At 57.4% G+C, this 13173-nt stretch carries 15 protein-coding genes; 8 read left to right on the plus strand and 7 right to left on the minus strand.

What is annotated here, in order from left to right; genetic code table 11:
- Nucleotides 1-6: 6 nt before the first annotated feature.
- From alkB to AO065_RS16010, 3 genes are read right to left on the minus strand one after another with little or no spacing between them, the layout of a single operon-like run.
- The gene (alkB, locus tag AO065_RS16000; protein ID WP_004879681.1) at nt 7-684 is read right to left on the minus strand and encodes a DNA oxidative demethylase AlkB; all 678 of its coding nucleotides are present in this window, start codon (nt 682-684) and stop codon (nt 7-9) included.
- A 25-nt stretch (nt 685-709) separates the two neighbouring features.
- The gene (locus AO065_RS16005) at nt 710-889 is read right to left on the minus strand and encodes a hypothetical protein (protein WP_004879680.1); all 180 of its coding nucleotides are present in this window, start codon (nt 887-889) and stop codon (nt 710-712) included.
- A 22-nt stretch (nt 890-911) separates the two neighbouring features.
- Nucleotides 912-1217 carry a DUF1883 domain-containing protein gene (locus tag AO065_RS16010; protein ID WP_004879678.1) on the minus strand — a complete coding sequence of 102 codons (306 nt, stop codon included), beginning with the start codon at nt 1215-1217 and terminating at the stop codon, nt 912-914.
- 169 nt (nt 1218-1386) lie between these two features.
- On the opposite strand from AO065_RS16010, the gene AO065_RS16015 reads away from it, so the two are divergent.
- Nucleotides 1387-1737 (plus strand): hypothetical protein, encoded by a 351-nt coding sequence (locus AO065_RS16015; RefSeq protein ID WP_004879676.1) that lies wholly within the window; start codon nt 1387-1389, stop codon nt 1735-1737.
- Nucleotides 1738-1785: 48 nt separating this feature from the next.
- On the opposite strand, the gene AO065_RS16020 is transcribed toward AO065_RS16015, so the two are convergent.
- The gene (locus AO065_RS16020; RefSeq protein WP_004879674.1) at nt 1786-2067 is read right to left on the minus strand and encodes a hypothetical protein; all 282 of its coding nucleotides are present in this window, start codon (nt 2065-2067) and stop codon (nt 1786-1788) included.
- A gap of 455 nt (nt 2068-2522) precedes the next feature.
- Here AO065_RS16020 and galU point away from each other — a divergent pair, with 455 nt between their 5' ends.
- The 3 genes from galU (at nt 2523) to AO065_RS16035 (ending at nt 6194) form a co-directional block, all read left to right on the plus strand.
- The gene (gene galU, locus AO065_RS16025; protein ID WP_004879673.1) at nt 2523-3362 is read left to right on the plus strand and encodes a UTP--glucose-1-phosphate uridylyltransferase GalU; all 840 of its coding nucleotides are present in this window, start codon (nt 2523-2525) and stop codon (nt 3360-3362) included.
- Nucleotides 3363-3467: 105 nt separating this feature from the next.
- Nucleotides 3468-4826 carry a glutathione-disulfide reductase gene (gorA, locus tag AO065_RS16030; RefSeq protein ID WP_004879671.1) on the plus strand — a complete coding sequence of 453 codons (1359 nt, stop codon included), beginning with the start codon at nt 3468-3470 and terminating at the stop codon, nt 4824-4826.
- Between the two features lie 66 nt (nt 4827-4892).
- Complete coding sequence (locus AO065_RS16035; RefSeq protein WP_004879668.1) at nt 4893-6194, plus strand: hybrid sensor histidine kinase/response regulator; 1302 nt, start codon at nt 4893-4895, stop codon at nt 6192-6194.
- A gap of 15 nt (nt 6195-6209) precedes the next feature.
- Here the strand turns inward: AO065_RS16035 and AO065_RS16040 are convergent, their stop codons facing one another.
- Entirely contained in the window at nt 6210-7217 is a 1008-nt protein-coding gene (locus tag AO065_RS16040; RefSeq protein WP_004879666.1) for a DNA-binding protein, read from the minus strand.
- 176 nt (nt 7218-7393) lie between these two features.
- Between AO065_RS16040 and AO065_RS16045 the strand changes: the two genes are divergently transcribed.
- From AO065_RS16045 to ahpF, 3 genes are all read left to right on the plus strand, one after another.
- Nucleotides 7394-8353 (plus strand): site-specific integrase, encoded by a 960-nt coding sequence (locus AO065_RS16045; RefSeq protein ID WP_004879664.1) that lies wholly within the window; start codon nt 7394-7396, stop codon nt 8351-8353.
- A 101-nt stretch (nt 8354-8454) separates the two neighbouring features.
- A complete protein-coding gene (gene ahpC / locus AO065_RS16050; RefSeq protein ID WP_004879663.1) occupies nt 8455-9018 on the plus strand; it encodes an alkyl hydroperoxide reductase subunit C in 564 nt (187 codons plus the stop codon).
- A gap of 132 nt (nt 9019-9150) precedes the next feature.
- Entirely contained in the window at nt 9151-10713 is a 1563-nt protein-coding gene (ahpF, locus tag AO065_RS16055; protein ID WP_004879662.1) for an alkyl hydroperoxide reductase subunit F, read from the plus strand.
- A gap of 64 nt (nt 10714-10777) precedes the next feature.
- Here ahpF and gloA read toward each other — a convergent pair whose 3' ends face one another.
- Entirely contained in the window at nt 10778-11299 is a 522-nt protein-coding gene (gene gloA, locus AO065_RS16060) for a lactoylglutathione lyase (RefSeq protein WP_004879659.1), read from the minus strand.
- A gap of 154 nt (nt 11300-11453) precedes the next feature.
- On the opposite strand from gloA, the gene AO065_RS16065 reads away from it, so the two are divergent.
- The gene (locus AO065_RS16065; RefSeq protein ID WP_029244582.1) at nt 11454-12005 is read left to right on the plus strand and encodes a DUF4946 domain-containing protein; all 552 of its coding nucleotides are present in this window, start codon (nt 11454-11456) and stop codon (nt 12003-12005) included.
- Nucleotides 12006-12493: 488 nt separating this feature from the next.
- On the opposite strand, the gene AO065_RS16070 is transcribed toward AO065_RS16065, so the two are convergent.
- Nucleotides 12494-12856, minus strand: a complete 363-nt coding sequence (locus AO065_RS16070) for a histone-like nucleoid-structuring protein, MvaT/MvaU family (RefSeq protein ID WP_004879655.1) — start codon at nt 12854-12856, stop codon at nt 12494-12496.
- Nucleotides 12857-13173: the final 317 nt, after the last annotated feature.

Below are 13173 nucleotides of genomic sequence, written 5' to 3' on the forward strand. Positions count from 1 at the left end.
GAAGCGTCAGCCAGCCTTGCGAAAGGTCAGGTTGATGCGCTGCTCGCCAAGCTGGGGATGCACGGCTGGCTTGACGGGCAGTATCCCGTGGAAGCGCAGTCGGTCTTTGCCGCCCCAGACCACCACATCGCCATGAAACAGCGAGATGCGCTCAGGCCTGTCGCTGCGCTGCAGGCCGCCGAACTGGAATATGGCGGGGATACCCAGTGATACGGACACGACCGGCCAGCGGTGGTCGTGTTCGTCCTTGTCCTGATGCAGGGACATCTTCGCACCGGGAACGTAGCGATTGATCAGGCAGGCATCGGGCACAAAGTCGGCGAAGCCGGCCTTCTGCGCGGCGTCTTGAGCCAGTTCCAGAAAGATGTCAGGCATTGAGGGCCAGGACTGGCCGGTTTGCGGGTTCGTGTGGCTGTAGCGATAACCGTGAGGATCGGTAACCCAGCCCAGAGAGCCGCAACTGCTCAGAGCCGCTGACATGGTGTGGCCGCCAGGCGTGACCATGTGTCTGAATGGCGCATCGGACAGCGTTTCATTCAGTGCGGGCAATAACCGTTCGATGAGAGGCAGGGCAAGGCCGCGAAACAGCCATGATTGGGGACCTATCTGCAGGGTGGACGCAGGCTGGGGCTCTTCACCGGCAAACAGATCGAAGGTAGCGGAAAGGTCGGCCTTGCGCTGCATGATCGGATTCAATACCTGCTACGGTCTACAGGGCCTTGCTGACTTTCACGTCGCTGATCTGGTCGTCGCCCTGGCCATGCATCTTTTCCAGCGCAGCGCGTGCTTCTTCGACGGATGCAGACTGCAACTGGGCGAATTCAAAGCGGCGCTCGCCGTTGAGTTTGTAACTGACGGCGTATTTGGTGGTGCGAGCGGGACTTTTCATGGCGATTCCTTGTGTCGGCGTATCAGCGCAGGCTGGAGGTCGAGCGACGTACGATCTTGATGGAATGGGTGAAGGCCGGTTTACGACCCGGATTGGCATCCGGCTTGCGTCCGGTGGTGTCGATGGTGATGTTCCAGAAACCGGTGCTTGGCGCTGCGATCTTGGCCGGAAACGTATCGAACGCACCGCCGTGATACGTGTGACGACCGCCGTTCTTGAAGGCGCGGAAATTGGCGTCGTTCATCAGGCGGATGTTACAGAGCTGTGAGCACTGGATGACGACCAGATCGTCCTCGTTCAGGTGCTCACGCTGGTGTACGAATTTCATGTAAAACTCCGGGGAAAATGGCTTTTTCTGAAAAATCAAAACGATAGCATGCGGCGTAGGCCAATTGACGCCGAAGGGCGGTTAATTGTGCTCTTTATGGACAAAAAAGCGCTTCTCGGGAATTTAATCGGGCCCTTGCTGGTCGTACCACCTTTATTTGGAGGATTGTATGAAACTGGCAGTTGTAATCCTGGCACTGGCAATGACTGGCTGCGCGACGGTGAATGACATCGAGCATACGCCTGCCACCATGAGCGTGATCTCGGGCAAGAACCCTCAGGAGTACGCAGACTGTTTCATCGAGAAGATCAGCAGCAGTCGCTCGACGCCTTCTGTAGAGCCTCATCGTGAAGGACTGCGCTTGATTGTCGCGCAGAAAATGAGCAAGTCACCGACCGCCGTGATTGACGTTGAAACCCGCTCGGGAGGCAGTTCGATCAAGGTCTATGAGCGTCTGGCCAATGTGCCGATCCGCTTTCGCGACGTTCAGCATGCTGCAGAGGCCTGCATATCGGGTTGATAGAGGCCGCCCGCCGAGCCTGAAGCCGAGGCGGGCTGAATCAACGGCTTACTTGCAGACGACCAGAACGCTGCGGCTTTTGTAATTGCCGACATCCACGCCCAGGGTCTTCTCGCTTTCTGCCGGCTGTGGCGTGCCGTCGGTGCCGACGATCTCGTAACCGGTGCCTGCGCACGAGGCGTCGGCTTTCTCATAACAGCTCGCCCAGGACATGGCTTCGCCCGAGCAGTCGATGCTCAGCCCCTGCTTGCCGTTTTTCAGATAGGTGTTGGACGCGGTGGCACAGCCGGTGAGGCCCAGTACGGCAATAATGGACAAAAGTCTGATCATGTTTTTCGCTTCAGAAGAATAAGGCCAGCGGACTGGCGGATGCGGTGTTTGGACTGGCGAGCGGTGCCATCGTTCCGCCATGTTTCAAGGATAAATACAGTGCGTCACTTTTCTGTCATCCCGCTGGAAGCCGCTTCGTCAGGAGCTGATGAGTGACCGATGGATTCATTTATCGAACGCACATATCTCGGCTACGCTTGGGCAGATCATGGCTTGCATGCATCGTCGGTAAACCGGCGGTGTGTGGTCTGGGCACGCAGTTCAATGCAAACGCCATGCCTGTGCAAGGGCTCGGCGGATTGTGTTCGATGGTCGCTATATAAGCGTTTTTGCGGAACTATCTGCGCTCATGTGCCTCTACCATGACATCCTACGGCCTGTGGCGGGCATTGTAAGGTGACCGCCGCCTGATTAGACTGCGCCGTTAACACCAACAGCCCTTATCAAGGACTTTTATGATCAAGAAATGCTTGTTCCCAGCAGCCGGTTACGGCACTCGCTTTTTGCCAGCGACAAAGGCCATGCCCAAGGAAATGCTGCCGGTGGTCAACAAGCCACTGATCCAATACGGTGTAGAAGAGGCCCTTGCTGCAGGCCTGAACCAGATTTCCATCGTAACCGGTCGCGGCAAGCGCGCGCTGGAAGACCACTTCGATATCAGCTACGAGCTCGAGCATCAGATCAAGGGCACCGACAAGGAAAAATACCTGGTCGGCATCCGTAAGCTGATCGACGAGTGCAGCTTCTCCTACACCCGTCAGACCGAAATGAAAGGCCTGGGTCATGCGATCCTGAGTGGCCGTCCACTGATCGGCAACGAAGCTTTTGCTGTCGTTCTGGCGGATGACCTGTGTGTCAACCTGGACGGCGACGGTGTTCTGGCTCAGATGGTCAAGCTGCACAACCATTATGGCTGCTCGATCATCGCGATTCAGGAAGTCGATCCTAACGAGACCAACAAGTACGGCGTTATCGCTGGCGACGAGATCAAGCCAGGCCTGTTCCGTGTCACCGACATGGTCGAGAAGCCGAAGCCTGAAGATGCGCCTTCCAACATGGCCATCATCGGCCGTTACATCCTGACGCCCGACATTTTCGAGAAGATCGAACAAACCGAGCCAGGCAAGGGTGGCGAGATCCAGATCACTGACGCACTGATGAAGCAGGCTGCGGAAGGCAACGTTCTGGCCTACAAATTCAAGGGTCAGCGTTTTGACTGCGGCGGCGCCGAAGGCTACATCGAAGCAACCAACTTCTGCTTCGAGCACTTCTACAAGACCGGCAAGGCTTACTGATTCATCTGCCTGTCCGTGTTTCAAGTCAAGGCCACCTTCGGGTGGCTTTGTCATTTCTGACTGGCCGCCAAGCGGTTATGCTGTGCCCCTGCTAAGGAGACATTGATGGCTTACGATTTCGATCTGTTTGTAATTGGCGCGGGTTCAGGTGGCGTCAGGGCGGCACGTTTTGCTGCCGGTTTTGGTGCGAAGGTGGCGGTTGCCGAAAGCCGTTATCTGGGCGGGACCTGTGTCAACGTCGGGTGCGTGCCCAAAAAGCTGATGGTCTACAGCTCGCATTTCTCTGAAGATTTCGAGCACGCCAAAGGCTTTGGCTGGTCACTGGGCAAGGCGAGTTTCGACTGGCCGACCCTGATCGCCAACAAGGATCGCGAGATCAACCGCCTCAACGGCATCTATCGCAAGTTGCTGGTCGACAGCGGCGTCACGCTGCATGAAGGTCACGCAAAGATCGTGGGGGCGCAGAAGGTCGAGATCAACGGCCAGATCTACAGCGCCGAGCGTATTCTGATTGCAACCGGCGGCTGGCCGCTGATTCCTGACGTGCCTGGTCGCGAGCATGCCATTTCGTCGAATGAAGCTTTCTTCCTCAAGGAATTGCCGAAGCGCATCGTGGTGGTGGGCGGCGGTTACATTGCGGTCGAGTTCGCCTCCATCTTCAACGGCCTGGGCGCGGACACTACGCTGGTCTACCGGGGCGAGATGTTCCTGCGTGGGTTCGACGGCAGCGTACGCACACACCTGCATGAAGAGTTGCTCAAGCGTCACATGGATATCCGTTTCAACAGCGACATCGAGCGCATCGACAAGCAGGCTGATGGCACGCTGAAGTTGAGCATGAAAGGCGGTGGCACGTTGGAAACCGACTGTGTGTTCTACGCCACGGGCCGTCGTCCGATGCTCGACAACCTAGGGCTGGACAGTGTCAATGTGAAACTCGACCAGCACGGCTATATTGAAGTCGACGAAAACTACCAGAGCAGCGAGCCCTCCATTCTGGCGATCGGCGATGTCATTGGGGGTGTGCAGCTGACTCCGGTCGCGCTGGCCGAAGGCATGGCGCTGGCCCGGCGCCTGTTCAAGCCGGAGCAATACCGTCCGGTGGATTACAACCATATCCCGACGGCGGTGTTCAGCCTGCCCAACATCGGTACGGTGGGTTTGACCGAAGAGGCGGCGATCGAGGCTGGGCATGAGGTGCAGATATTCGAAAGCCGTTTCCGGCCGATGAAGCTCACGCTGACCGACGATCAGGAGCGCACCCTGATGAAGCTGGTTGTCGATGCCAAAACCGACCGCGTGCTGGGTTGCCATATGGTGGGGCCGGATGCGGGCGAAATTGTGCAGAGTCTGGCGATTGCGATCAAGGCGGGCGCGACCAAGCAGGTGTTTGACGACACCATTGGTGTGCATCCGACCGCTGCAGAAGAGTTTGTCACCATGCGTACACCGGTCAAACGCTAGATCAGGCAATGTCCGGGACTCAGGATGAGTCCCGGAGTGACAGAGACCAACGGAGGGATCCCGCCAATGAACAGGCAAAAACCGACGTCCGTGATGCCCCTGCATTCGACCGGTCACGAACAGGGCTCCATGCAGCAGATCGATGTGCTGCGTGAGAGTGAGCGTCAATTCAGATTACTCGCCGACAACATGAGCCAGCTGGCCTGGACGGCTGATCCCCGGGGCCATGTTCAGTGGTACAACGAACGCTGGTATCTGTATACCGGGTCTTCGCTTGAGGCAATGCGGGCGTTGGGCTGGCGTTCCGTTCTTCATCCCGAGCACCGCGAGCGCGTCATGGCCCGTCTGCAATACTGTTTCGCGACAGGCTCCATCTGGGAAGACACCTTTGCATTGCGTTCCAGGGACGGCGCTTTCAGCTGGTTCCTTTCGCGGGCATCGCCAATGCGCGACGAGCAGGGTCACATCACTTACTGGCTGGGCACTCACACCGATATCACCGCTCAGGTATGGGCCGAAGAAGCGCTGCGCGAGCTGAACGAAAATCTGGAGCAGCGGGTTGCCGAGCGGACTCAGGAACTGGCGCGTGCCAATGAGCTGTTGCAGATCGAGATCAGTGAACGGGCGCAGGCCGAAGAGGTGTTGCGTCACGCACAGAAGATGGATGCCGTCGGCCAATTGACTGGCGGCATTGCTCACGACTTCAACAATATGCTGACGGGCGTGCTGGGTGCGCTGGATTTCATCAGGCGCCGGGTTGCAGTGGGTCGTCTCGATGATGTCGAGCGCTACGTCAATGCTGCGATTGCGTCCGCCAACCGCGCCGGAGCGCTGACCCAGCGGTTGCTGACGTTCGCCAGACGTCAGGCGCTCAATACCTGTGCGGTTGATGTCAATCGGATGGTTCGCTCCATGCAGGAACTGCTGCAGGGCACGTTATCCGACCGAATCTTTCTGCATTTCGAATTCGATGAGGCTTTGCGGTTGATTCGCACCGATGAGCATCAGTTGGAAAACGCCTTGTTGAATCTGGTCATCAATGCGCGCGATGCAATGCCGGGCGGCGGTCGGTTGCAGGTGCTGACTCGGGCCGTAACCATCAGTAAGCCGCAGGGTGCGCTGCCACCGGGCGATTACGTTGTCCTCAGTGTCGCGGATGAAGGCTGCGGTATCAGTCAGAAGGTGATCGATAAGGTGTTCGATCCGTTTTTCACCACCAAGCCTGTCGGCCAGGGGACTGGGCTGGGATTGTCGATGGTCTACGGCTTCATCAAGCAGACCGGCGGGCATGTGCAGATCGAAAGCGTTGAAGGGCAGGGTACGCGAGTGGATTTGTATCTGCCCTGTGAAACGGACTCACTGAACTGAACGTCCTCTCATGCCTCAGGGTGCTATCGGTTTCTTCCGGGTCGAACTGACCTTGGGAGATGGCTCGCCCGCAACTTTCAGGGCGTCCAGTGCCACTTCCTTTTTGATCAGCAGCAGTTCCAGCACCCGGTTCTGCTGCTGAGCATCTTTCAGGCCTTGCTTGAGGTCTACACCGTCTTCCTGGAGGTTTCGTACCTTTTCTTCCAGCAGGGCGCATTGGGTCTGACCTTGCTGGTGTTCCCTCATGGATGCTGCGGCTTGAGCGCTGGCCTTGTCCGTCAGGTCCTTCTGAATATTCAGGTCGCGCTGTGTGCTGCGGGCTTCTGCCAGCAATCGTTCGTTGTCGCGGTTCAGGCGCGTGATGTCTTCCTGGCGAATGCTCAGGCTCTGCTGTGCCTGCCGCAATTCCATCTGCAGCTGCTGCACCTGGCCTTCATGGCGTTGCTGCTCGTGCTCGCGCTGCTCCCGGATCGAATTGCGATAGTGCTCCAGCGCGTCGCGGGCGTGCTGATGCTTTTCTTCAAGGGAGCGGATCTGCTCATTCTTGTCCAGCAGGCGGGAATCCAGGTCCGAGTTGGCTTGAGTCAGTCGGGTGTTTTCGCTTCGCGCGGTCAGCAGGGTTTCCTGCAAGTCGAGCAGGGCAGTGGCTTGTCGCTCCAGCGTCTGATCCTTCTGCTGGATCTGCTCACTCAGATCTTCCGTTTTCTTCTGCGCCGCCGAGAGCGCTTCCTGCAAGGTTGCGCACTTGGCGGCGTGGTCCACGCATAGCTGATCAATGCGTTCCTGCGCCTGTCCCTGCAACCGCTCGGCAAGATTGGCCACCAGCTCCGTCAGTTCTTCATTGATATCGGGCGCAGGCGAATGAGCGGCTTCAAGCTCCTTCAAATACCGATGGATGGTGGTTTTCGACCCGGTATTGCCCATTTCGATACGTACTGCATCAATGCTGGGGTTTTCACCGCGGGCGAGCAGGGCGGACCTTGCCTTGAGCACCAATGCCTTGTTTACGCCGCCCCGTGCCATGTCTGCTCCTACGATTTCGTACTGTGGTATGTACCCTGTATTTACATACTATATCGATTAAGAAATAACGTCATTATGAGAATTCAATGGCGCGGGATATTGGCGTATTATCCCGTGTCAGACGCTCTGGACGCTGATTTGCGCTCTCGGCCGGTACACCTACGCAGGTTTTGCTCATGAATGATGTCGATCGTTATCTGGAAGCGGCCACCCGAGACAACACGCGCCGCAGCTATCGGGCTGCCATCGAACACTTCGAGGTGACGTGGGGCGGATTTCTGCCGGCGACCAGCGAGAGCGTGGCGCGGTATCTGGCGCAGTACGCGGGTGAGCTGTCGGTCAATACCTTGAAGTCGCGCCTGTCGGCGTTGTCTCAGTGGCATTCCAGCCAGGGGTTCGTCGATCCGACGCGCTCACCTGTCGTGCGCAAGGTGCTCAAAGGCATTCGCGCCCTGCATCCGGCGCAGGAAAAGCAGGCCGAGCCCTTGCAATTGCATGATCTGGAGCGGGTTGTCACTTGCCTTGAGGTCGAAGCGCTTCAGGCGCAGGCCCGTGACGATCAGCCCGCACTGTTGCGCTGTCGACGGGACACGGCGTTGATCCTGCTGGGCTTCTGGCGGGGATTTCGCAGCGACGAGCTGTGTCGTCTGCAGGTTCAGGACGTCAAGGCGATTTCCGGCGCGGGCATCAGCCTTTATCTGCCCCGTAGCAAGGGTGATCGGGAAAACGCAGGCAGGACCTATCAGACGCCGGCCTTGCAGCGACTGTGTCCGGTTCAGGCTTATATAGACTGGATCAACTGTTCGGCACTGGTGCGCGGCCCGGTATTCCGGGCCGTGGATCGCTGGGGCAATCTGGGCGAGGAGGGGCTGCACGCCAACAGCATAATTCCTGTGTTGCGTCAGGCGCTGAGCCGCGCCGGGATTGCCGCGCAACCGTACACCAGCCATTCGCTGCGTCGTGGTTTCGCGAGCTGGGCGCACCGTAGCGGCTGGGACCTCAAGTCACTGATGGCCTATGTGGGCTGGAGGGACATGAAGTCCGCGATGCGTTACATTGAGGCCGCACCATTTTTGAGCTCTCCCGAGAGCGAGAGCGGCCTGAAGGTTTCTTCTATTGATAAGCCGCTTCCATAGCGAAAAGCAATCAGTGACATCAGGTTTGCCAATGAGCCTTTGTCATCGATCATGCGTAAGCTTCACTTCATCGAAATCACAACCCATCAGGAGATATACCGATGCCTATCATCAACAGCCAGGTAAAACCGTTCAAGGCAACTGCTTACAAGAACGGCTCTTTCGTTGACGTTTCGGATGCCGACTTCAAAGGCAAGTGGTCTGTCGTATTCTTCTACCCGGCCGACTTCACCTTCGTTTGCCCGACCGAACTGGAAGACCTCGCTGACAACTACGCTGAGTTCCAGAAGCTGAACGTTGAAATCTACAGCGTTTCGACTGACACCCACTTCGCCCACGCTGCATGGCACAACACCTCGCCTGCAATCGGCAAGATCCAGTACACCATGATCGGCGACCCGACCCTGACCATTTCGCGCAACTTCGACGTGCTGATCGAAGAAGCCGGTCTGGCTGACCGCGGTACCTTCGTGATCAACCCTGAAGGTCAGATCAAGATCGTCGAGCTGAACGATGGCGGCGTAGGCCGTGACGCTTCCGAGCTGCTGCGCAAGATCAAGGCTGCTCAGTACGTTGCTGCTCACCCGGGTGAAGTCTGCCCAGCCAAGTGGAAAGAAGGCGAGGCTACTCTGGCTCCGTCTCTGGACCTGGTCGGCAAGATCTGAGTCGTATGAATCGGCTAGGGGCGTTGAGCTCTTGAGCAAGTAAACCGCATCGCCCCAAAAAACGCCCGGGCGGTCATCGCCTGGGCGTTGTTATTTCTACTCTCTGAAAATTTTGTCAAAGGAAGCCGCAACATGTTGGACGCCAATCTTAAAGCCCAGTTGAAATCTTACCTGGAGCGGGTCACTCGCCCCATCGAGATCGTCGCGTCCCTTGATGACGGCGCGAAGTCTCAGGAAATGCTTGCACTGCTCAACGACGTGATCAGTGTTTCCAAAGACGTCACCTTGAATGACAGCGGTACCGATGCGCGCACGCCATCGTTCTCGCTGAACAGCCCTGGCCACACTATCAGCCTGCGTTTCGCTGGTATTCCAATGGGCCACGAATTCACCTCGCTGGTGCTGGCGCTGCTGCAAGTCGGCGGCTACCCACCCAAGGTCAGTGCGGAAACCATCGAGCAGGTTCGCAATCTTCAAGGCGAATTCAAGTTCGAAACCTATTTCTCGCAGTCCTGCCAGAACTGCCCGGACGTTGTCCAGGCGCTGAACCTGATGGCAGTGCTGAACCCGAACATCAAGCACGTCGCAATCGACGGCGCGCTATTCCAGGATGAAGTCACCGATCGCAAGATCATGTCGGTGCCCAGCATCTACCTGAACGGCGAGCTGTTTGGTCAGGGTCGCATGGGGCTGGAAGAAATTCTGGCCAAGATCGACACCGGAGCAGGTGCTCGTCAGGCCGAGAAGCTCAATGCCAAAGAGGCGTTCGACGTTCTTGTGGTTGGCGGTGGCCCGGCTGGCTCGGCAGCTGCTGTTTATGCTGCACGTAAAGGCATTCGTACCGGTGTTGCCGCCGAGCGTTTTGGTGGTCAGGTGCTCGACACCATGGCCATCGAGAACTTCATCTCGGTCCAGCACACCGAAGGCCCGAAGCTGGCTGTAGCGCTCGAAGAGCACGTCAAGCAGTACGAAGTCGACATCATGAACCTGCAGCGCGCCGACAAGCTGATTCCGGGCGCAGCCGGTGAGTTGCACGAAGTGAAGTTCGCCAGCGGCGCGAGCCTGAAGGCCAAGACCGTGATTCTCGCTACCGGCGCACGCTGGAGGGAGATGAATGTTCCGGGCGAGCAGCAATACCGCAACAAGGGCGTGGCGTACTGCCCGCACTGTGACGGTCCGCTGTTCAAGGGCAAGCGCGTTGCAGTGATCGGCGGCGGTAACTCCGGCGTTGAAGCGGCCATCGACCTGGCGGGTATCGTGTCTCACGTGACTCTGCTGGAATTCGACGTGCAGCTCCGTGCTGACGCGGTGCTGCAGCGCAAGCTGCACAGTCTGCCGAACGTGACCGTCATCACCAGTGCGCAAACCACTGAAGTGACCGGTGACGAGCAGAAGGTCAACGGCCTGCGTTACAAGAACCGCGTGACTGGTGAAGAAATCACCGTGCCGCTGGAAGGTATCTTCGTGCAGATCGGCCTGCTGCCTAACAGCGAATGGCTCAAGGGCTCCATCGAGCTGTCGCCGCGTGGCGAGATCGTGGTCGATTCGCGCGGTGAGACTTCGATACCCGGCGTTTTCGCTGCTGGTGACGTGACTGTGGCACCGTACAAGCAGATCATCATTGCTCTGGGCGAGGGTGCCAAGGCTTCGCTGAGTGCCTTTGACCACCTGATCCGTACGTCCGCGCCAGCCTGACAGGCCGCTGCTTAATAAAAAACCCCATGAGCGATCATGGGGTTTTTTCGTTTCTGGCGCAGGGTTACAGCGGCGTTGGCTGAATGATCTCGACCCAGTAGCCATCCGGGTCCTTGATGAACGCCAGGCTGTTCATGCGGCCATCGGACAGACGCTTTTGAAACTTCACGTTCAGCTTCTCGAAGCGTTCGCAGGCAGCGACTACGTCCGGAACCGACACGCAGATGTGGCCAAAGCCGCGCGGGTCGCTGTTGCCGTCGTGATAAACGGCCGAGGGGTCATTCTCGGTGCCGTGGTTGTGGGTCAGTTCCAGGATGCCTGGAATCGACTTCATCCACTCGTTACGAGCGGCATCATCGGCCGGAATCGCCTTTTTGTCGGTCAGTGCCAGAAAGTAGAGGCTGAACTCGGCTTCCGGGAAGTCGCGCTTCTCGACCAGGCTGAAGCCCAGCACGCGGGTGTAGAAATCCAGCGACGCAGTGATGTCTTTGACACGCAGCATGGTGTGGTTGAACACGAACTGCTGTGTAGCGGCTTCGGGTTCGGCGGTCACGCCTGGAATGGAATTGAGGTCTTGCAGGCTCATGAGTGTCTCCAACATGGGTATTAATGGTGCCAGATGATACGTAGCGGGGCGGCCTGTGCCAAACGCCTGCCGGGATAAAAGACCCTGGCCCCTTGCGAGTCGCTGGCGACAGGCTCAGACTTTCCGGTCAATCATTCCGATGGCCATGACCACCATGATTTTCCCGCAATGCCGATTTTCGCTCTTGAGCCTGTGCCTGCTGGCATGCAGTGCACCTGTGCAAGCCGCCGACGTGATGATCATCTGGCCCGCAGGCTGGGAGGTGGAGTCTTTGCCGGCAGCGGCGGACGCTCCCTCTCAACCTTCCGTGCAGGTCAGACAGCGTGCCGTCAAAAACGATCAGTCGGGTAATCCGCTGATGGTCATGGAGCTGACCCAGACACGTCTGGCGCCCGGGCATGAAGTCAATGTGCAGGGCGTTTTGCTGGAAATGCGCAAGGCGGTTCAGGTGAATTTCGCCAAAAGCGGTTTTCAGAGCGTCTGTACTCACGTACGCGATTCAAAGCTCAGCGTCGTCCCTGCGCTGGAGACTACCTGCACGGTCACCCAGAACGGCGTACACGTGCTCACGCAAACGCTGGTAGCGGCCGCCAACAAGGAAAAGGCATGGTCGTTGTCGTATGCCGGGTCGGCAGAGGGTTACGCGGCCAACAAGGATGAGGCATTGCAAATTCGGGAAAGCCTGCGTCTGGATGGGGAGCCTTGAGGGGAGGACTTTTCTGCAGGCAAAAAGAAGCCCGCCGAGGCGGGCATGGGGCGCTATTCCTTTAGCGGCCTTCACTATGGAACAGGGCATGTGAAAAATCTGTGAACCTCTTGCGCGTTCGTCGCCTGACGCACACGCACGGCTTTCCGAGTGCCGCAAACGTTTGGCGTTAATTAACTACTGTGCCGCTACAAAGCTGACTGTTGGCTGAACAATGACTCGAAACTTTCAAGTTATAACTGTGAGCTGAATCGTATGAGCGTCAGCTGAAATATTGGCGTCATTATTTTGTTTGCGGGGATGCCGGACGTTCATATATGTACGGGTCAGTTCAGTCAGTGTTGTTTGGGGGGGTACGCTTCGGTGGGGTGACAAGTCTGCTGCACGCCAGCGCGATACTGATACAGACGACTGACAATAAGCCGACCCTGCCTTTACCGCTAATAAAAAGCCCTGCGAGTGCAGGGCTTCCGGGTGCATAGTTGTGATCAGGCGCGAAGCCATGAATCAACAGTATCGACACCGTATTGCTCTTTCCAGGCTTTAAGGCCCCGGTGATTGCCGCCCTTGGTTTCGATCAGTTCACCGGTATGCGGGTTCTGATAAACCTTGACGACACGTGCGCGGCGGCGCTTGGGGCCGGCGGGTGCAACCATTGAGGTAGAGCTGCCCGGGTCCAGGATGGCAATGATGTCGCGCAGGCTTTTACCGTAGCTACCCATCAGTTCCTGGAGCTTTTGCTCGAATTCAATCTCCTTCTTCAGGCCGGCGTCATTCTTCAGGGCTTCCAGCTGTGCCAGCTGCTCCTGAAGGGCTTTTTCTGCTGCTCGAAACTCGGCAAGTCTGGACAAATAACACACTCCGACAATGTCATGGCTGTTGCCAGCCCAATAAAGCGATAAGACAAAACTGTTTGGCTGATCCGCTCGTACGGTCACTGCCCCTTACCCGCGTTATCCGCAAAAAATAAGCCTTCCTGGCTTGCCGTTACGCAGATAGAGGGTAGTTACAACTGTGTAGCGGACAAATAATGCACCTTTTTTTTGAGTTAGAAAATAGTCTTGTTGAAATTGACAAGAACCAACTGTGCGCAGCAGTTGTTTGTCCTGGGCGAGCCGTGTGTTATCCGGGGAAGCGATGTGTAAGTTATTTCTGATAATAGCTGTCG

This window comes from Pseudomonas viridiflava, from assembly GCF_001642795.1.
Classification (GTDB): Bacteria; Pseudomonadota; Gammaproteobacteria; order Pseudomonadales; family Pseudomonadaceae; genus Aquipseudomonas; species Aquipseudomonas viridiflava.

Bases quoted from the DNA above. Each gene is read 5' to 3' on its own strand.
- alkB (WP_004879681.1), bottom strand. From the start codon at position 684: ATGCAGCGCAAGGCCGACCTTTCCGCTACCTTCGATCTGTTTGCCGGT.
- AO065_RS16005 (WP_004879680.1), bottom strand. From the start codon at position 889: ATGAAAAGTCCCGCTCGCACCACCAAATACGCCGTCAGTTACAAACTC.
- AO065_RS16010 (WP_004879678.1), bottom strand. From the start codon at position 1,217: ATGAAATTCGTACACCAGCGTGAGCACCTGAACGAGGACGATCTGGTC.
- AO065_RS16015 (WP_004879676.1), top strand. From the start codon at position 1,387: ATGAAACTGGCAGTTGTAATCCTGGCACTGGCAATGACTGGCTGCGCG.
- AO065_RS16020 (WP_004879674.1), bottom strand. From the start codon at position 2,067: ATGATCAGACTTTTGTCCATTATTGCCGTACTGGGCCTCACCGGCTGT.
- galU (WP_004879673.1), top strand. From the start codon at position 2,523: ATGATCAAGAAATGCTTGTTCCCAGCAGCCGGTTACGGCACTCGCTTT.
- gorA (WP_004879671.1), top strand. From the start codon at position 3,468: ATGGCTTACGATTTCGATCTGTTTGTAATTGGCGCGGGTTCAGGTGGC.
- AO065_RS16035 (WP_004879668.1), top strand. From the start codon at position 4,893: ATGAACAGGCAAAAACCGACGTCCGTGATGCCCCTGCATTCGACCGGT.
- AO065_RS16040 (WP_004879666.1), bottom strand. From the start codon at position 7,217: ATGGCACGGGGCGGCGTAAACAAGGCATTGGTGCTCAAGGCAAGGTCC.
- AO065_RS16045 (WP_004879664.1), top strand. From the start codon at position 7,394: ATGAATGATGTCGATCGTTATCTGGAAGCGGCCACCCGAGACAACACG.
- ahpC (WP_004879663.1), top strand. From the start codon at position 8,455: ATGCCTATCATCAACAGCCAGGTAAAACCGTTCAAGGCAACTGCTTAC.
- ahpF (WP_004879662.1), top strand. From the start codon at position 9,151: ATGTTGGACGCCAATCTTAAAGCCCAGTTGAAATCTTACCTGGAGCGG.
- gloA (WP_004879659.1), bottom strand. From the start codon at position 11,299: ATGAGCCTGCAAGACCTCAATTCCATTCCAGGCGTGACCGCCGAACCC.
- AO065_RS16065 (WP_029244582.1), top strand. From the start codon at position 11,454: ATGATTTTCCCGCAATGCCGATTTTCGCTCTTGAGCCTGTGCCTGCTG.